The following is a 19,968-nucleotide window of genomic DNA, read 5'->3' as shown; positions in this document are numbered from 1 at the left end:
TTCGGTATTCACCATATGAATGTATCTCGTATCGACTTGAACCTCCTTGTTTATTTAGATGTTTTACTACGTGAAAGAAATGTTACTAAAGCGGCAGACCAGCTTGGTATCAGCCAGCCTGCAATGAGTAACGGCCTAAAACGCTTACGAAACTTGTTTGATGATCCCTTACTTATTCGCACGAGTCAGGGCATGACACCGACCGAACGTGCAAATGAATTACAACCCATTATCAGTGAGCTGATTATTGGCCTGGAAAAAGCCGTACAACCGCGTGCCAATTTTGATCCACTGGAAAGTGATAAAGTCTTCCGTGTTATGGCAAGTGATTATGCTGAAGCGACGTTAATTCCACCGCTCATTGCTAAGCTTCGTACTCAAGCACCCAACATTATTTTAGATATCATGACCCCAAGTGATGTCAGTTTCCCTGATGTAGAACAAGGAAGAGTCGATATGGTGATCAACCGTTTTGACAGTATCCCGCAATCATTCCATCAAAAAATATTGTGGAGTGATGATTTTAGCTGCTTGATTAGTAAGGGTAATCCTGTTTTAAAGAAGTTTTCTTTAGACAGTTATTTAAAAGCTAAGCATGTGTGGGTGAGTAAAACAGGGATGGGCGTTGGGGTAGGGATGAACCCAGATGATGTTCAGCGTTTGGGCTGGGTAGATGAAGCATTAACGCGAATTGGTGTGAAACGCCAGATCACCGTTTTTACACGCCATTATCAAACCGCCTGTTTGTTGGCTGAGCAACAAGATTTGATCGCAACCATACCAAGTAAGATGGCACGTCATCACATCAATAATGAACGGGTGAGCATTGTTCCGCCGCCTTTTATTATTCAACCCATCGCCTTGACTATGGCCTGGAGCCCTTTGCTTCAGCATAATCCCGCGCATCAGTGGATGCGTCAACTTATCACTAAAACCGCAGAAGAGATAAATAGAGGGGATGTTTAACCTTACTGTTAATGTGATTTTTAGTTACGTATATGTTGCAAATTAACCAAAAAACACCATTTCACCATATCTTTGGTGAATAGTGGTGATAGTAAGTATAAATTGGATAAATAAGATAACTTTGATATAGAGTAAAGAATTACTGCGTTTGAACAGTAAGCTGTTAACAGTGGAATGAGTTTGCGCGAGTTATTTATGGCTAATGATTTATGACTAGTGATTTGGGACTAATGATTTAGGGCCAATGATTTAAGGCATATGATTTAGGACTAAGTTTACGGTCAACGCACAGAAATTAAGGTAGGGATATAAAATGACAGCACGTATTCAAGTAGGTGGATTACACATAGCGCAAGCATTGTGGCAACTGGTCGACAGTGACATTTGCCCTGGTACTGGCATTGATTCAGCAACCTTTTGGGCAAAATTTGAGGACATTATTAACGAGTTTTCTCCCATTAATGTGAAGCTGTTAGAAAAAAGACAACAACTACAACAGCAAATTGATCAATGGCATATTGACCATCCCACCAAAGATTTTGACCCTGCAAAATATAAAGCTTTTCTATTTGAAATAGGTTACTTGGTGCCTGAGGGGGAGGCTTTTCAAATTAGCACTGAAAATGTCGACCATGAAATTGCCGCGCAAGCGGGACCACAACTTGTCGTGCCGGTTAAAAATGCTCGCTTTGCGCTTAACGCTGCCAATGCTCGTTGGGGCAGCTTGTATGATGCGCTATATGGCACTGACGCGATATCTGAAGAAGGTGGCGCGGAGCTCACTAAACAATACAACCCGGTACGCGGCAATAAAGTTATCGCTTTTGCCAAACAACACTTAGATACAGCTGCGCCCTTAGCACAAGGCAGCCATGCCGATGTGACCCGTTATTACCTCGACGCGGGTGTGTTACGGGGGCAATTAACTGACGGCTCTACCACAACCTTAGCCCAAACCGATAAATGTGTGGGTTACCAAGGTAGTGCTGATGCACCAAGTGCTATTTTGTTAGTGAATAATGGTCTGCATATCGAAATTCAAATAGATCCAAGCAGTGTTATTGGTGGCAGCGATCGCGCTGGTGTTAAAGACTTACTGGTTGAAGCCGCTGTTACCACCATTATGGACTGTGAGGACTCTGTCGCCGCAGTTGATGCTGAAGACAAGGTTGAAATTTATCGTAATTGGTTAGGTTTGATGCAAGGTAATTTATCTGCTTCGCTGACTAAAAATGGTAAAGAGATCGTTAGAGAGCTCAATGACGATCGCGTCTATACCGCTGCTAATGCTAACCAGAGTGTCAACCAGAATGCAGATGTAAAAACAGTCACTTTACCCGGTAGAAGTTTGCTATTTGTGCGTAATGTGGGTCACTTGATGACCATTGATGCTGTGCTGGATAAAAATGGCAACGAAGTACCTGAAGGGATACTTGATGGCATGATAACTGTGCTTGCTGCGATGCACGACCTTAAAGGTAACAATAATGGTCGTAGTAATAGCCGCAAAGGTTCGGTGAATATTGTAAAACCTAAAATGCATGGTCCTGAAGAAGTGCAATTTACCTGTGACCTGTTTACTAAGATAGAAGATGCGCTCAAGCTTCCGCGTAATACGATTAAGGTAGGCATTATGGATGAAGAGCGCAGAACGACACTGAATTTAAAAGAGTGCATTAGGGCTGCGAAAGATCGCGTCGTGTTTATTAATACCGGCTTTCTTGATCGTACGGGTGATGAGTTGCATACCTCAATGCTAGCGGGCGCGTTTGTGCCTAAATCTGTGATGAAGCAGCAAAAGTGGATTAGTGCTTACGAAGATTGGAATGTCGATATTGGGCTTGAATGTGGCTTACAAGGTCGCGCTCAAATCGGTAAAGGCATGTGGCCAATGCCAGATGAAATGGCAGCGATGCTTGAGCAAAAAGCGGCTCATCCTAAAGCGGGCGCAAATACAGCGTGGGTGCCGTCGCCAAATGGTGCTGTGCTGCATTCTACTCATTATCACCAAATTAATGTGGCAGACGTTCAGCAACACATTAAGCAACGCCCACGTGCTAGCATTGACAGTTTGTTGACCATTCCTTTACTTGCTGAAGGGGTAACACTCACCAATGAGCAAATTGCTTTTGAACTAGAAAATAATGCCCAGGGTATTTTGGGCTATGTTGTGCGCTGGATTGATCAAGGGGTGGGTTGTTCAAAAGTGCCTGATATTAATAATGTCGGCTTGATGGAAGACAGAGCAACCTTGCGAATTTCATCGCAATATTTAACCAATTGGCTTGAGCATGGCATATGCAGTGAAGAGCAAGTGATGGCCGCGTTGAAAAAAATGGCCGCTGTGGTCGATACTCAAAATGCAGGTGATCCGCTGTACACTAATATGGCGCCTAACTTTGACGGCATTGCCTTTAAAGCGGCATGCGATCTGATTTTTAAAGGCAAATCTCAGCCTTCTGGTTACACAGAGCCTTTGCTACATGCTTATCGAATTCAAGCTAAAGCTAAAGCAGGTTAATTTTTAGCGTTAATACCGGCTCTGAGTTTATGTAGTCACGCAATAAATCAGCCCTGATCTTGCAAAGATTAGGGCTTTTTTTTGTGGCCATTTTATAAGTGGTGTCAGAGTGGTGTCAGAGTAAACTTTTAAAGTACCCGCTAGCCTGCGGTGTTTTGACCAGATTGTTGGGCCGATTTATTTCAGATGCAGAGCGTTTAATCGCTGGTCACATTTATGATTGTTTTCGCTGTCAGATTAAGCGAGTCTATATAAAACCGACTAGAAATGAGCTTTATGAAATATTCGTTATTCGCTTTGGGGTTACTGTTTAGTAGCCAGACACTGTTTGCTATGGATGTTGAATATACTGCAACGCCTATCAAGATTGATGGGGTTGCCGATGCAGCATGGCAGCAAGCTAAATGGCAGACTATGCCGTATTTAATGGATGGAGTATTGCCAGATTCTGCGAGTGATTTTAGCGGTAAATATAAATTACTGTGGGATGAGCACTATTTGTATCTGCAAGCTGAAATTACCGACGATGTGTTGCTTGATACCCATGCCGACCCAGCGGTGAATTATTGGGATGATGACACATTAGAGATTTTTATTGATAGCGATGCCTCAGGCGGCGATCATCAGTTTAACCACAGTGCATTTGCCTACCATATTGGCCTAGACAATCAGGCGGCTGATTATGGCCCAGATAAACAAGCTCACCTGTATACGTCGCATTTAAAAAGTCGTTGGCAGCGCAGTAGCGAGGCGCCTTACAACATGATTTTGGAGGTGGCGATTAAGCTGTATCCTAATGATTTTAAAGAAGACCAGCAAGATAAGCCTTTATTATTAACACCGAATAAAGTGATCGGTTTTATGCTCGCCTATTGCGATAATGATGGTAGCCCAGTAAGAGAGCATTTTATGGGTTCTCATGAGATCACCCCGGTTAATGGTGACAAAAACAGAGGCTTTATCGACGCCAGTGTCTTTGGGCGTATGACCCTTAAACGTTAGTTTGCCTCTACGGCGATTAACATGATTGCTGGCTATTTATTTTTGATTTGGCTAGTCTTTAAGCATAAATCGGTAAAAGGAGTAATACCATGGAAGTGCGCGATATCATGACCCCGAATCCTTTTTGCATTAGCAATGAAGCTAGCCTTAAAGATGCTCATCAATTGATGCAAACTCGCAATGTGCGCCATTTGCCGGTGATTTCGGAAACGACAGGGCAATTCATTGGGATGCTAACCCATAAAAAGATGATCGCTGTTGTATTAACCATGCTCAATAAATATGGCCAAGGGGCGTTAGATAGAAAGGAGCGCTTTACGCCTATTGCCGAGGTTATGGACACCCAAGTGCAGAAGCTCGGTTTGGACGAGCCGCTGACGGTTGTAGTGCAATATTTTATCGACAATAAACTGGGTTGTTTACCTGTGGTTGATGAACACAATAAGGTACTAGGAATTGTGACATCGTCAGATTTTGTCAAACTTTGCCAGCGCCTACTACTAGCGCAAAAGTAACCATGGTGTTGAGTCTTTATGGTATTCAGATGAAGTGGGGCATTAATAAGTCCAGCCAGAATATTTACCCTCTGACGGCCTAGCAAATATCAATCAATGTAAAACAAAAAAGCGACCTTCAGGTCGCTTTTTTGTTTTTGTCTTTTATGAGGCATTCGTTAGTTGTGTAATCATTTATTTATAATGATTGTAAGTTTGTTTTCTAATTAAATTATGAATTAATATGAAAAGATATTTAAAGTTATTAACGAGGTTGTGAATAGTTATTAATGGCTGTGGGGTTAATAAAAATAGTTATGAATAAAGGCGATGTAAATTCATAAGTTATATTATGTTTAAATCATTCTCATTTATATATTTAACAAATTCAATATCATGTTTATTAGTAGGGTGGTGCAAATTAATTGCTTTTAAATCATATGCTTGAATTTTTTGTTTTGAGCGTTTTAATATTAAAAAACACATAAAACAGATGGTGCTAAATAAAGATCTTGATCCCGAATAAATTATTTTTAAATTAAAAATCACAGATCTAATAATACCTCAAAAGTAATAGTTCGTATTTTTGTTAATTCAAATTACACTTTAAATGCAAACTAATTAACACAAACGTTAACAAATCATAAAATAATTAACTGTAAGGCCAAGATGATGAACAAATGTATTATCACTACGTTACTTTGTGGGATATTCGCTTTCGCGTGCTTATCTCTCTCAGTTCAGGCGGCCCCCTGGAATCAACTCACTGGTGAACAACTAGAACAGCAACTGACGGAGAAATTTGCTCAAGGTAAATACTCTAACAAAGGTGCCGACTCTTGCCTGATGTGTCATAAGAAAAATGACAAGGTCATGGCGATATTCGATGGCGTGCACGGTAGCCCGAGCCAACAAGGTTCGCCTATGGCGGGTCTGCAATGCGAAGCCTGTCATGGCCCGTTAGGTGCACATAATAAAGGCGGTAAGGAGCCGATGATCGCCTTTGGCAAAGAGAGCAAGCTTTCTGCTCAAAGTCAGAACAGTGTCTGCCTAGGTTGCCATAACGATCCTAAGCAGCTGGCATGGCATAGCAGCAGCCACAATTTAGACGAGGTGGCCTGCAGCGATTGTCATAATATCCACACCGACAACGATCCGGTTATGGACAAGCTTACGGTTAATGACACCTGCACCTCTTGTCACACGCAGCAAAAATCTGACATGAATAAGCGCTCATCTCACCCGATGAAGTGGGATCAAATGACCTGTATCGATTGTCATAATCCACACGGTTCTATGAGTGAAAGTGCGCTGAATCACGCCACGGTGAATGATACTTGTTATAGCTGTCATGGCGAAAAACGTGGCCCTGTTTTATGGGAGCATGCGCCAGTGACAGAAAATTGTGCCAACTGTCATAACCCCCATGGCAGCGTTAACGAAGCCATGCTCACCCAAAGAGCACCACAACTGTGTCAGCAATGTCATATGGATGATGGTCATGCAAGCCGTGTTGTACAACAAAGCGGAAGTGATGCGTTTGGCGGCGGTAAGAGTTGCCTCAATTGCCATAGCCAGATCCATGGCTCCAATCACCCAGCCGGCAGCAAGCTGCAGCGCTAATTAGGAGTAACTCAAATGAGATTCAAATTTAACCTCATCACGTTATCACTTCTCGCTATATCTGGCGCGATAACGGGCTCTGCAATGGCGGCTGACTTTGGCGTGAACAAGGCCAATACCAGTACCGTTAACCAACAAGTATTTCAGTGTAAGCGTTGCCCTCTAGTTGCAGGTTATACCGGCACGATTGGGGTCAATGCCGCGAATATTGACAGTGATGACATTCACTCTGGTAATGCGTTCGGTACCGACAATGACGGGGCTAATGGCAGTGTGGATGCCGATTTACATTATCGAAATACCGCAGGCTATAAAGCCAAGTTTCAGGCACATCAATTAGGTTTGGATAACGGCTTTGCTCATCTTGAAGCGGGAAAGTCAGGCCACTATAAACTGGTTGCTGATTATCAACAGCTAACCCGCTATCAGTCTGGCGATGCACGCAGTCAGTTATGGTACAAAGACGGCGTACTGACACCGAGTGAACATACTCAAATTCAGGAGCTCTCGCTGCAGAGGAACAAAGCTGGCTTGGGTTTGAGCTATGGCCAAGACTTTTATCAGGCTTATGTGCGTTATGAGCACGAGAATAAAACCGGTTACCAGAGCAGTAGTATTGTCACTCCGCGTCCAGTTAATTTTAGCCTGCCAGTCGATGCCAACACTGATAACCTTACCGCGGGGCTGTCACTGTCTGGCGATAGTTGGACTACCAACCTGAACTATTTCGTGAGCCAGTATAAAAACGATGTTGACGCGTTAAGTCTTCCTTATCTGTATGACGTTTTTGCACCTGCTCCAGACAATCAGGCTCATCAAATTAGCTTGTCTGGCCAATATCAATTAAACCGCACCGTTATGAGTGGTCGCTTGGCATCGGGCAAGATGACCCAAGATGATAATTTGATTCAAATGTCGGGTAATCCACTGCAAAACTGGGACGGAGAAGTCGATACCTTAGACGGCAAGCTGTCTGTCACTTCGCTGCTAAGCAACAAGCTCAGACTCGGCGGCAGTGTCGATTACAGCAAGCGTGACAATAAGGGATCTGTATGGGAATTCGCTCAATATGAAGTTAACGGTATATCGGGGGCATTTAAACAGAATATCCCTTTAGACACCGAACGCCGCGGCCTCAAGCTTAATGCCAGTTACCGCCTAAGCAGTGACTATCGCTTACAGGCTGGCTATGACCGCAAAGAGATGGAGCGCAGTTATGGTGACCGTGAACAGACCAATGATGACGCCTTATGGGCCAAGCTCAATGTCCGAGCAATGGATGACATCAAGCTTACATTTAAGGCCAGCCTCGATAACCGTGGCGGCAGCGAATATCAAACTAGCGAACTGACGTCATCAGAAACGAATCCTTTGCTACGCAAATATTACCTGGCTGATAGAAAGCGCACTGCCTTCGAAGCCAAGTTTAATCACACCCCAACGTCGTGGCTCAGTGTGGATATGACCGCCCGCTATGCCAAAGATGATTATAACGAGACTCAACTGGGTCTGACCGAATCTGAAGACTACGGTTATGACATCAATCTTGGGCTGCAGCTGAATGCACATCTATCTGGCTATGCCTTTGCTGGTCAGCAGTGGATCGACGCTGCACAAGCGGGCAGTCAGGGTTTCTCAAGCCCTGACTGGTTCGCCGATGTGGAAGATGAGTTTATTAATCTGGGAGCTGGTTTCAACTATAGCGGGCTGCTTGAAGACAGGCTCAGCCTAGGCGGCGACTACTTATTTGCTAACTCTGCCAGCAACACGCTGGTCACCTATGACGTTACCACGCCACAGGGGGATTACACCTCTTTCAACCATAGTCTCAAACTGCATGCGAACTACGCATTAAGCGAAGAGATGGCGTTAAAGCTGGCTTACCAGTATGAGCGCTATTACGACACCGATTACGCGCAAATTGATGTCAATACAGTTCCAGGACTGACCACCTTAGGTAGCCTGAACCATAACTATAACGCGCACCAAGTGATGTTGTCGTTTAGCTACCAGCTGCGCTAATGCAAACAGTGCTAATCATAACTGCAATGAGGAAAAGATAATGGAACGCAGAAGTTTCTTAAAAATGAGTGCCGCACTAAGTTGCGTAGCAACGGTTTCAGGCTGTAACTCAAGCTCTAAAGATGTCGAAGTAGTGCCGCCTACGCCACCTGTTGCCGGTGAAAACCTCAACTGGTCGGCTTGTTTGGTTAACTGTGGATCTAACTGTCCGGTACAGGTTTTTTCTACCGATGGGGTGATTACCCGGGTAGAGTCTCAATTTACCACCACAGATAAGTACGGCGACCATGATGTGCGCGCTTGCCCACGGGGACGCTCTTTGCGTAAACGTGTTTATGCACCTGATCGTCTGAAATACCCGATGAAGCGTGTTGGTCCTCGTGGTAGCGGACAATTTGAGCGGATTAGCTGGGATGAAGCCCTTGATCTTGTCGCTGAAAAACTGCAAGGCACTATAGACCAGTACGGTAATGAATCGATTCACTTCACCTATAACTCGGGTGCACGTTATCACTTCTCCGGTAAGCAATGTCTGTATCGCTTAATGAACCTTAAGGGCGGTTATCTTAACGCTTATGGCGATTATAGCTGGTCACAAATTTATGAAGCAGCTGGACAAACATATGGCTCTGCAGGCCCCGGTTGGCAAGGAAGTAGTGTGTCTGAAATGCAAAACTCAGACTTAGTGCTGATGGTTGGTTACAACCCATCCGAAATCCGCATGAGTGGTTCGGGCGAAGCCTATGACTTCTTGGTGCAGAAACAAAAGCATAACTTTAAGACTATTTTGATTGATCCACGTTACACCGACTCTGCGGTAGGTAAAGAAGATCAGTGGCTGGCAATTCGTCCGGGTACCGACGCGGCGCTGTTTGAAGCCTTAGCCTATGAATGGATCACTACTAACACCGTTAATCAGGCCTTCCTGGATAAATACTGTGTCGGTTATGACGAGAAAACCATGCCTGAAGGCGTTGGATATGAAGAAAGCTACAAAGCATATATTCTTGATAACGTGAAAGTTGGCGACTTAACTCCGGGTGTTAATGCTAAAACGCCAGAGTGGGCTGCTGCTATTACCGGTATCGAAGCTCATCTCATTGTCGAATTGGCCCGCGAACTGGCTGCGGCTCGTGCACCTTTCATTCAAATTGCCGCCTCGCTAAACCGTCAGGCTGCTGGTGAAAACAACACCCGTGCGGGTTACATGCTACCCATCCTGTTAGGTCAATTGGGTCTGCCGGGCACTAACTGTGGTGGTTTGTGTAAGGGCTCTTCTTTACACGCGCCATCAATGCCTACTGGCTCAAACCCAGTGAAGAAAGCGATATCATTCTTTACCTTCACTCAGGCCATCGAAGATGGCAAAAACATGACCGTTCTGTCCGATGGAGTACAAGGTGTCGACCTTGATGAAGCGGGTGACGGTAAGTTGGATACTGATATTAAGGCGATTATCAACTACGGTGGTAATGCCCTAATTAACCAACACTCTGACGTGCGTAAAACAGAGAAGCTACTCCAGGATGAAACTAAATGTGAATTTATCCTAGTGGTCGACAACTGGATGACACCCAGTGCCAAGTTTGCCGATGTTTTGTTGCCAGACGTGTCATGGCTTGAATCAGAAGACTTGGTTAACCAAAGTTACGCTGCAGGTGATACCGCCTCCTTGGTACAGATGAGCAGCAGTGTCGACCCGATGTTCGAGAGCCGTCCTATCTATGAGGTTTGTGTCGACTTAGCAAGACGCATGGGGGTTGAAGCCGAGTTTACCGAAGGTAAGAGTCGCAAAGATTGGCTGGATCGATTCTATGCCGAATCGAAAGAGGCTACCCCAGAATTACCAGCAAAAGAGGTGATGCTCACACAGGGTATCTATCGCAAATATTTGCCGAACGGGGGTTATATCGTACTGGAAGATTTCCGTACCGATCCCGATGCCAATCCACTCGGCACACCCTCTGGAAAGATTGAGATCTACTCATCACGCCTAGCGGAAAAAGCGCGTACCTGGAAGCTCAAAGAGGGTGACGTAATATCCGCGCTACCTAAATACGTGCCGACCTGGGAAGGTTATGAAGATACTGAAACCAAGAAGAAGTATCCATTACAACTTACTGGTTATCACACTAAGGGCCGTGCCCACTCTAGTTTTCACAACGTTCCTTGGCTGCGTGAAGCGGTGCAGGATGCTGTGTGGATGAACCCAATCGATGCGGATCAGCGCGGACTTAGGACTGGTGATAAGGTCCACATTTTCAATGATCGCGGCACCATCGAAGTCGAAGTTAAGGTAACACCTCGTATTATGGTCGGCGTAACAGCACTGGGGCAGGGCGCTTGGTTCCTACCTGGTGGCAATGTGGATAAAGGCGGTTGTTTGAACGTGCTTACCACACAACGCACTACACCGATAACGAAAGGTAATCCTCAGCACACTAACCTGGTTGAAATCCGTAAGGTCTGATAGGAGTTAACAATGAGCAATAATATCCAATACGGCTTTCATGTCGACGCAAGTAAATGTACTGGCTGTAAAACCTGTCAGATATCGTGTAAGGATCGTAAAGACCTCCCCGTTGGCATCAACTGGCGCCGGGTTTATGAATACGGTGGGGGACAATGGACAGAACATGGTGATGGTACGGTAAGCCAAAACGTATTTGCCTATTACATGTCTATCGCTTGTAACCACTGCTCGGAGCCTGTTTGTGTTAAGGCTTGTCCAACTGGCGCAATGCACAAACGCCGCGAAGATGGTTTAGTCCATGTGGCGGCAGATCTGTGTATCGGCTGTGAAAGTTGTGCAAGAGCTTGCCCATATGATGCGCCGCAGATAGATAAAGATCGTAAGGTGATGACTAAGTGTGATGGTTGTTTTGAGCGTTTGGCCGAAGGTAAACAACCTTCATGTGTGGAGTCTTGCCCTATGCGAGCTATCGATTTCGGACCGATGGAAGAGCTGATGGCTAAGTACCCGGGCGCCATCTCGCCCGCGGTTGCTCCGTTGCCACAAAGCAGTATTACTACACCTAACTTACTTATTACACCTAACCGTCATTCTCGCCCAAGTGGTGACACTGATGGAGAAGTGTTGAACTACGCAGAAGTTTAATCCCCCGATTGGTGCCACTCATGTGGAGTGGCACCTCTATTTGCTGTTTATGGCGATACATTTAGTTCAACAAACGAGGTTAGCATGGCATCTCTTACCGAAAATGAACTCCTAGAATATCAAGGCATTGCGCGCATTCTTCACAATGTACTCTTTAATGATCCGACCCCAGAGTTGATCCAAGGATTTATTGAGCATGATGTTGCTCAAAGCTGGCCACCGTTTACCGCATCGGCCAAAGAGTCGAGTGGTCGTGAGTTGCTGGCCAATTATCTCGGCCAATGGACTGAAGATAAACAACAAGCCTTAAAACTGGACTATGCACAACTTTTCTATGGACCGGGCGAGCCCAATGCTGTGCCTTGGGGATCGGTCTATTTGAGCGAGAGGCAACTCCTCAATGATAAGTCGACTATGGCACTAAAAGCCTTTTATCATGAACAAGGGATCAGCTTCGAGCTGGATAGTAATCAACCTGTCGATCATATTGGTCTGTTTTTCGCGGTATTGGATCAAATGTTTACCCAATGGGATCAAACTGAAGATAACGAACCACTAGAACGAAGCTGCATGATTTTGCTGCAGCAACACCTTCTTCCTTGGTCTGGGCGCTGCCTCGAACTGATGAATGAACATGCTAGAACTGATTTTTATCGCGGCATAGCAATGCTGACTCAAGCCTATTTAGATCGACTGATCCAAAGGCTAAATCTGGTCCCTATGACCGCGCGCCTGTATCGTTAATAGACAAGGTTTTATAACGGGTGGGGTGATATGACGTTCATTAAGGCGCTGGGCGCTCAGTGGAATAAAGGTAAGTTGTCGCAACAGCTTGAGCGGGTTCTGATGTTAGAGCCTGAGATCCAGTCGCTTTTTATTGGGGCAACCACAGTTACCACAGTCTCTAATTTAATCGCAGCCATCGGCTTTCAAGGGGCTATGACTCAGGAACAAGAGCAGCAGCTCAGCCATGAGTTTATGCTCAACATACTGTTCAACTGCTTTCGGTTACTGATGATTAAACAGATTGAGCATGACAATCTGAGCCAAGCCGAACATCTGATCATTCAGCTTACCAAAATGTGGGCAACGAAAGAGTTGGACGACAAGCCTGTTAATGAGTCCAGCCAGACTCAATATCGAGCGCTGCAACAACAGATCCTCAAACTTAGCGAACAGCTCGATGAGCTAAATCGGCAGAGGCTGCTCCAAAAACGAAATATGTGACGTTAGCTATTAAACTTATCAGACTAAAAAAACTAACTTTTCATCTTGCTTCGCATAGTATCTGGTTGATGCTCACTAATCGAAAAGCGAGCAATCGAAAAGTGATCTCCCGATAAATGCACAATCGATAAGTGAGCTTCAGATAAGTGCGCTATCGAAAAGTGGAGCAGAGTCTAAGGAATCTCTAATTACTCCAATGACGCCACAATCTCACGGAAAAATTCGATGGTTTCTTGTTTTGAATTCAGCTCATCAAGAAAGCCAAAATCGGCACTGTTTTTCACTATAACCACATTGTGTTGTTGGTTTACATAAATATATTGTCCGTATACACCGACACAAAAAAACTCCCCTTGCTGCGCTTCTGGCGGTAACCAAATTTGATAACCGTAGCCGAGTTTGTCTTTTTGCGGTTTAAGGTAATCTGCTTGCGGTGTAGTGGCAGCTTTAATCCAAGCAGCTGACACGATTTGCTTGCCATTAAATGCGCCATTATTGAGTAATAAGCGGCCAAAGCGGGCGTAGTCACGGGTGGTAACATTTAAGCCGCCTAGGGCAAAAGCAGTGCCTTGGGAGTCGGTAAGCCAATAGGCGTCGCTTTCCATGCCGATGCTGTTCCAAATATTTTGCTGTAAAAGCTCGACCAATGATTTGTCGGTGATTCGTCTGAGTATCATGCCAATAACGTGGGTGTCCATGCTGACATAATGAAATACTTTACCTGGCTCAGACTCATTAACCAGTTCGCTGGTCATTTGATCTAACGAGCCGCCGATGGCCAGTACGCGCCCCATTTTGTTAATGTCAGAATAGAAGTCTTGGTAGTCTTCGTTCCATTTAACACCAGACGACATTTGTAATACGTGTTTCACTTTGACGTTGCCATAACCAGACTTGGCAAGCTCTGGCAAATAGAAGCCGACGGTTTTTTCAATATCAATGTTGCCAGCATCCACCTGCATGCCGAACAATATCGACACAAATGATTTGGCCATTGACCACGAGATACGTTTGTCATCACTTTTAGTGCCTAGAAAATATTGCTCGTAGGTTACTTTGTCATTTTTAAGCACCAGTAATGCGGTTGTTGCTCTGCGTGTGAGAAACGCTTCGGTATTGGTTGAGCTGTTTCGATAGTTAAACGATTCAGGCAAAGGCGCTAAGGCGACGTCGAACACATAAGGCTCGCCTTGTTTATCGATTTTTTTATTAAAAAAGAGATCCTTCATATTGGAGAAATTATTTACCACGAGGGATTCATCAAATAAGGTGACTACGCTGTATAAGCGATTAACGCTTTGCCAATTAAACGCGACAAGAACGATGACAATAATAAAGATGCTTAGTAAGGCAGCTTTGATGAACTTAAACAAAGTCGACATTGACGTTTCCAGGTAGATAAAATTGATGTAATGACAATAACCTATAGCCATCATCAATATAAATCAAATTGTTAACCTGCTTGTTATTGCCGGTTGAACGTTATGCACCTTGTGTTGAAATACTCACAATATCCCTATGCGATAAAGCTGCTTTTATTCAAACATCGCCGTTAGATTTACCGCTTATATGTGTTCATTTTTGTGAATGCTAACACCGCTGTTGTGTTTATGTTTACTGTTATTCACCTTGCTGCCATTGGCTAATCTGTTATACCAGTCGTTTTAATTAACATTTGTATAACTAAGTGGTTACAGGTTTATCTATTGCTAAAGTAGGTGATAGTGATGCATTACACATTACATCTAATGTATTGCATTGAAAAATATCATTAATTTTACCTTTTTGGTTTATTTTAGCATTTCATTACTTTAGAGTATGCGCCGCTAGGAAAGCACGTTAGCCTGACGGTAAGGTTAGGCTACATTTTAATTAATGGATAACCCCACTTTTTATGATTTATCCATTCTTTATATCTGCTTGAATCTCCTCGCGTAAAATAATCAAATAAAGGAATGATTGATGAAAAACGTTACTGCATTAGCACTAGTATTAGGTTTTGTGGCTTTACCCGCTATGGCTGCACAAGATGCACCATTTCACCACGAAGCTGGTCTAAAATATTCTGCTAATACTGAAGAATTCGGTGATGGTCTTTGGGACCTTGACTACCGTTTTTATCTTGACTCTGTATCACAAGAAAAAGGCCCTTATGCTTTAAATGGCTTTTTAGCACAATCTACTAATGTTGGTGCTAGCTACTCAATGCAAGATGACATTGACCTTGATATTTTCTCTGTTGATGGCACGTATGTTTTCGATTCAAAGTGGTTTGTTGGCGCTAAAATCGAACGTTATGATGCTGGCAGTTTTGATACTGACACTTATCAACTAGATCTTGGTTACTACTTCAACGACAGTTCAAAAGTAGCTGCATTCTATGTTGATGGTAGTGATATTGATTCAATCTACGGTCTTGAAGTTCGCAGCTTTATCGATCTTAAAAGCACTACTGGTATTGATTTAGGCGCTAAGTGGACTCATACCGATGCTGACGATATCTTCAACGTAAATGCTGACTGGTATGTAACCAAAGAATGGTCTGTTGGTTTAGGTTATGACGATAATGGTTCAGACGATAACTTTACTGCTAAAACAGCTTACTGGTTACGCATGTCTGACGCTTTCTCTGCTACATTTGAGCTAGCAAAAGTACTCGATTCTGACGTAGACGGTTTATTTGTTGGTGTGGGTGTTGTTGGCCGTTTCTAAGCTAAAAAGCTATCAAGAATAGTTTATTTATAAAAGCTTATTGATATCGATCATTTACCCCAAAAAAAGGAGCCTTAACCAGGCTCCTTTTTTATTTTGTGGATCCATATTTTGTCTGTAATAGTGGCAAAATAATTCAGTCATAAATATTTTGTGAAACGTCACGGTGTAAATGACAGCATGCACTTTCGTACCGCTCGACATTAGCCAACTTGGTGGCTAAGGCTTCTACTTACTCACTTGGAATAAGACGTTATTATCTGATAGTCGTGTGCTTAGCGAAGGTTATTTGAGTGTTATAGATAAAAAAAAGCGAATCGATTGATTCGCTTCTGAATGTTGTAAATTCAAGCTCTGTTACGCTGCCACTATTACGTTTTGCCGCATTTAGTCGCTAGGCTTAACATTAACGGTCTAGGTTCATTACTTTAGTCCAGGCTGCTGCAAAGTCTTCGACAAATTTTTGCTTCGATGTATCAAACGCATACACTTCAGACACTGCACGAAGCTCTGAGTTTGAACCAAAGACTAAATCGACGGAGGTGGCGGTCCATTTTTTGTGACCTGACTGACGATCAAATCCCTCATAAATACCATCGGTTGACGATTTTTTCCAAACCGTAGACATGTCGAGTAAATTGACGAAAAAGTCATTGTTTAAGGTGCCTGGAGTGCTTGTGAGTACTCCGTGTTTTAGCCCTTTGTAGTTAGCGTCAAGTGCTCGTAATCCACCCACTAAAACGGTCATTTCTGGCACCGATAGGTTAAGTTGGTCTGCTTTATCAACTAACATGTCCACAGGCGACTTGTAGCTTTGCTCTGCGTCAAAGTAATTTCTAAAACCATCAGATGTTAGCTCAAGTAAACTAAAGGCATTGATATCGGTCATTGCTTGTGTGGCATCACCACGACCAGCATTAAATGGCACTGATACAGTAAAACCTGCATCTTTAGCGGCCTTTTCTATTGCAGCAGTGCCCCCTAGAACGATTAAGTCGGCCAGTGATACTTTGCTTTTACTAAACAAGCTGTCGTTGTAGTCCTCTTGAATCGCTTTTAGTGTTTTAATCACTTTAGCGGTTTCAGCCGGATTATTTATCGACCAGTCTTTTTGAGGTGATAATGCAATACGTGCACCGTTTGCACCACCGCGCATGTCTGAATGACGGTAACTTGCCGCAGATGCCCAAGCCACACGCACTAACTCTGACACGGTTAGGTTAGACTTTAGAATTTGTGCTTTAAGTTCTTGCACGCCATCAGCATCTATATTTGATTGTGTTTTATCATCTATAGGATCTTGCCAAATTAGACTTTCTTTAGGGACTTCTTTGCCTAAGAAATTACGTGATGGGCCCATATCTCTATGGGTCAGTTTGTACCAAGCTTTAGCGAAAGCTAAGCGGTATTCTTCTGGGTCAGCTAAAAAGCGTTCAGCAATTTTTCGATACTCAGGATCATACTTTAATGCTAAGTCTGCTGTTGTCATGACAGGAGCGTGAAACTTGCCTTTAACATGCGCATCAGGAACCGCTTTATGCAACGACTCGTCTGTTGGGATCCATTGGATAGCGCCAGCAGGGCTTCGAGTTTGTTTCCACTCGAAGGTAAGTAAATTGCTTAGATATAAAGAGGTCCATTTTGTTGGGGCTTGAGTCCAAGCTCCTTCTAAACCACTGGTGATAGTGTCTTCAGAGTGTCCTTTACCGCATTTGTTTTTCCAGCCAAGGCCTTGCTCTTCGATACCCGCTGCAGCAGGTTCAGCGCCTAGACAATCTTTAGGCTTGTGCGCACCGTGCATTTTACCAAATGTGTGTCCACCCGCAATTAGGGCTAGTGTTTCTTCATCGTTCATCGCCATACGTTCAAAGGCTACACGAATATTTTTGGCTGAGCCCAATGGGTCTGGTACGCCTTTTGGCCCCTCTGGGTTTACGTATATTAAGCCCATGTGAGTGGCACCAAGCGGACGTTGTAACTTGCCGCCGTTATCTTCTCTGTCGCTAGCAAGCATTTCAATTTCTGGTCCCCAGTACACCATGTCTGGTTCCCAATCATCATTACGTCCACCGGCAAAACCGTAGGTTTTAAAGCCCATATTTTCAAGCGATACATTACCCGCTAACACAATCAAATCAGACCAAGAAATGGCTTCTCCATACTTCATTTTGATTGGCCAGAGCAAACGTCGCGCTTTGTCTAAACTCGCATTATCAGGCCAGCTGTTGAGTGGTTCAAAACGTTGTTGGCCACCACCTGCGCCGCCGCGGCCATCAAGGGTGCGATAGGTACCTGCACTGTGCCATGTCATACGGATAAAAAAGGGGCCATAGTTGCCATAATCTGACGGCCACCAATCTTGAGATGTGGTCAGTAACGCATTAATGTCTAGTTTGACTTTATCAAGATCTAGGCTGTTAAATGCCTTGGCGTAGTCAAAGTTTTCGCCATAAGGATTAGAGCGCTTATCGTGGTCACGCAGCGCAGATAGATTAAGTTGATCAGGCCACCAAAATTGATTCGTTCTTGCTTGGTTTTCTAATGCTACACCAGTTCCAACAGCTCCTTTGGGCTTGGTCATTTCTGACTTTTCGTTATTGCTGGCGAAAGCAGAGCCGGATATAAGCAGCATGCTGACAAAACCCGCGAGTACTTTTTGATTAAATAATGGATGTTTCATAGTTAGCTTCCTTAAAGTTAACGCATCTTCGCTTCATGTGAAGATGTATGGTTACGCTAAAACACAAAACCTAATTAACCACTCAAGCTATTAACTATCCATTTGATGTACTCGAGGATTAAAATTAGGGCTTAAATGACTAGGCGAAACCAGAGTATAGGAAAGTATCTAAATGGTAGGTGCGAATAAAAACGATTGTTCTAATCTGAAAAAGTGATGCTAATGAATAATAAAAAGGGAGAAGAGGGGTATTAGAAGGTCAGTGTAAACTGTATTCTAAACAATCAAAGTTCATTTTTGGTCGTTTATATGTAGCTCTAAATGCATTAAGACAGATCAAAAGGTGAAGATGGATTTCAAGCACCAAGCAAGTGCTGTTAGTCTATCTATGCTTTGTATCATTTTTTTTGTGATGACTTATCCCTGTCTTTTAGCTGTTCACTACGTTTTTACTGGCTAACTACATCCCTTGTGTTGTTCAGGCCATAATCGATATTGATTGCAGGCTTTGGCTCTGAGGCAACCTAGTGGTTTTTAACGGCTGTAACCATAACGTTGGCAGATAGTTTGGTTAATTACTCTATCCAGAGAATAATAGCTAGTTGTCAGTCTGAGTAGTTCGAAAATAATGCTGCTCACATTTATGACAGCCGCTATTGAGCATCAGGCTGGTATTGCCTACAATAGCGCACGTTTTATTAACTACAGCACACGACAATGAACGACACTACTGCTAAACCCGCTTTACCTGATCGCCTTAGCGTTAATCCACGTAGCCCACATCATGTGGCTGCAATTTTCGAACACGAGATTGGCATTTTGTTTAATGGCAAAGAGCGTGCAGATGTTGAAGAATATTGCATCAGTGAAGGTTGGGTAAAAGTCGCCTCGCATAAAGCATTAGATCGTCGTGGCCAACCGCTTACGATGACAGTAAAAGGCAAGGTTGAAGCGTTCTACAAGTAGAACTGAGTAAGCTGACTCTTAGCGTCAAAAAACGAAAGGCTAGCCCAATGGGCTGGCCTTTTGCTTTTGTGAGAGTTTAGATAAACAATTAACGCTAAATTTACTTATCAAGTATTACTCATTAAGTTTCGCTCATGGCAGCGCATGTGATGTTTTATTGCAGTTAAAAAATCCATAATAATATTGAAAACAATATATAAAAATTGATTAGACTAATTCTTAGCAATGCTACAATCGACCTTGTAGACTTGTTATTAATCGATCACGAAGCCTGAAAATGTCAAAATGAAATATGCGGCGATACTGATAACGAATAAAACAAAATGACTTATTATACAGATAAGCATGACTGCTCCAGTACCTGTTACATCGCCTGCTAGTTTTGCTTGTCCTATCGATATAGATGTTAGGAATGCAACTATTATACTCACGAGTAACTGAGACCAAAAATCACCTGTAAAAAAAGGGAGTATGTAGCATAATGCCGGTCCTAAGATGTATGCTACCTCATTATCTTTAGATGAAGAAAAGACAATACTTAAAAAAAAAATTAATATATAACTTCCTATTATTTCTGTTAATTCCATTTATTTATGATCCTATTTAGTCTGGTCTTGTATTAAAATTGATACTACAA

At 43.4% G+C, this 19,968-nt stretch carries 15 protein-coding genes; 12 read left to right on the top strand and 3 right to left on the bottom strand.

Annotated elements, in window-relative coordinates; translation table 11 throughout:
- Positions 1-15 precede the first annotated feature (15 nt).
- The 10 genes from EGC86_RS02155 to EGC86_RS02110 all read left to right on the top strand — a co-directional run bounded on the left by EGC86_RS02155 (position 16) and on the right by EGC86_RS02110 (position 12,973).
- On the top strand, positions 16-966 hold the full coding sequence (locus EGC86_RS02155) for a LysR family transcriptional regulator (RefSeq protein ID WP_101086026.1): 951 nt from the start codon (positions 16-18) through the stop codon (positions 964-966).
- A gap of 313 nt (positions 967-1,279) precedes the next feature.
- Positions 1,280-3,487, top strand: coding sequence for a malate synthase G (locus EGC86_RS02150; protein WP_123776487.1), 2,208 nt, complete (start codon positions 1,280-1,282; stop codon positions 3,485-3,487).
- A gap of 276 nt (positions 3,488-3,763) precedes the next feature.
- On the top strand, positions 3,764-4,489 hold the full coding sequence (locus tag EGC86_RS02145; RefSeq protein ID WP_123776486.1) for a CBM9 family sugar-binding protein: 726 nt from the start codon (positions 3,764-3,766) through the stop codon (positions 4,487-4,489).
- Positions 4,490-4,578: 89 nt separating this feature from the next.
- A complete protein-coding gene (locus EGC86_RS02140; RefSeq protein ID WP_059745604.1) occupies positions 4,579-5,004 on the top strand; it encodes a CBS domain-containing protein in 426 nt (141 codons plus the stop codon).
- A gap of 648 nt (positions 5,005-5,652) precedes the next feature.
- On the top strand, positions 5,653-6,606 hold the full coding sequence (locus tag EGC86_RS02135) for a DmsE family decaheme c-type cytochrome (RefSeq protein WP_123776485.1): 954 nt from the start codon (positions 5,653-5,655) through the stop codon (positions 6,604-6,606).
- A gap of 15 nt (positions 6,607-6,621) precedes the next feature.
- Positions 6,622-8,628 carry an MtrB/PioB family decaheme-associated outer membrane protein gene (locus tag EGC86_RS02130; RefSeq protein ID WP_123776484.1) on the top strand — a complete coding sequence of 669 codons (2,007 nt, stop codon included), beginning with the start codon at positions 6,622-6,624 and terminating at the stop codon, positions 8,626-8,628.
- Between the two features lie 40 nt (positions 8,629-8,668).
- Entirely contained in the window at positions 8,669-11,098 is a 2,430-nt protein-coding gene (locus EGC86_RS02125; protein ID WP_123776483.1) for a DMSO/selenate family reductase complex A subunit, read from the top strand.
- Between the two features lie 12 nt (positions 11,099-11,110).
- On the top strand, positions 11,111-11,746 hold the full coding sequence (locus EGC86_RS02120; protein WP_011638570.1) for a DMSO/selenate family reductase complex B subunit: 636 nt from the start codon (positions 11,111-11,113) through the stop codon (positions 11,744-11,746).
- Positions 11,747-11,830: 84 nt separating this feature from the next.
- A complete protein-coding gene (locus EGC86_RS02115) occupies positions 11,831-12,490 on the top strand; it encodes a TorD/DmsD family molecular chaperone (RefSeq protein WP_123776482.1) in 660 nt (219 codons plus the stop codon).
- Positions 12,491-12,520: 30 nt separating this feature from the next.
- Entirely contained in the window at positions 12,521-12,973 is a 453-nt protein-coding gene (locus EGC86_RS02110) for a hypothetical protein (RefSeq protein WP_123776481.1), read from the top strand.
- Positions 12,974-13,161: 188 nt separating this feature from the next.
- On the opposite strand, the gene EGC86_RS02105 is transcribed toward EGC86_RS02110, so the two are convergent.
- Positions 13,162-14,355 carry a serine hydrolase domain-containing protein gene (locus tag EGC86_RS02105; protein WP_245423086.1) on the bottom strand — a complete coding sequence of 398 codons (1,194 nt, stop codon included), beginning with the start codon at positions 14,353-14,355 and terminating at the stop codon, positions 13,162-13,164.
- A gap of 580 nt (positions 14,356-14,935) precedes the next feature.
- On the opposite strand from EGC86_RS02105, the gene EGC86_RS02100 reads away from it, so the two are divergent.
- The gene (locus tag EGC86_RS02100) at positions 14,936-15,685 is read left to right on the top strand and encodes a putative porin (protein WP_011638566.1); all 750 of its coding nucleotides are present in this window, start codon (positions 14,936-14,938) and stop codon (positions 15,683-15,685) included.
- Between the two features lie 406 nt (positions 15,686-16,091).
- On the opposite strand, the gene katG is transcribed toward EGC86_RS02100, so the two are convergent.
- On the bottom strand, positions 16,092-18,365 hold the full coding sequence (gene katG, locus EGC86_RS02095; protein ID WP_123776479.1) for a catalase/peroxidase HPI: 2,274 nt from the start codon (positions 18,363-18,365) through the stop codon (positions 16,092-16,094).
- A 717-nt stretch (positions 18,366-19,082) separates the two neighbouring features.
- Here katG and EGC86_RS02090 point away from each other — a divergent pair.
- Entirely contained in the window at positions 19,083-19,331 is a 249-nt protein-coding gene (locus tag EGC86_RS02090; RefSeq protein ID WP_011638562.1) for a DUF3297 family protein, read from the top strand.
- 254 nt (positions 19,332-19,585) lie between these two features.
- On the opposite strand, the gene EGC86_RS02085 is transcribed toward EGC86_RS02090, so the two are convergent.
- A complete protein-coding gene (locus EGC86_RS02085; protein ID WP_123776478.1) occupies positions 19,586-19,918 on the bottom strand; it encodes a hypothetical protein in 333 nt (110 codons plus the stop codon).
- Between the last annotated feature and the right edge of the window lie 50 nt (positions 19,919-19,968).

The sequence above is a fragment of the Shewanella frigidimarina genome (assembly GCF_003797125.1).
GTDB lineage: Bacteria > Pseudomonadota > Gammaproteobacteria > Enterobacterales > Shewanellaceae > Shewanella > Shewanella frigidimarina.
This window is presented reverse-complemented; position numbering and strand designations above follow the sequence as displayed.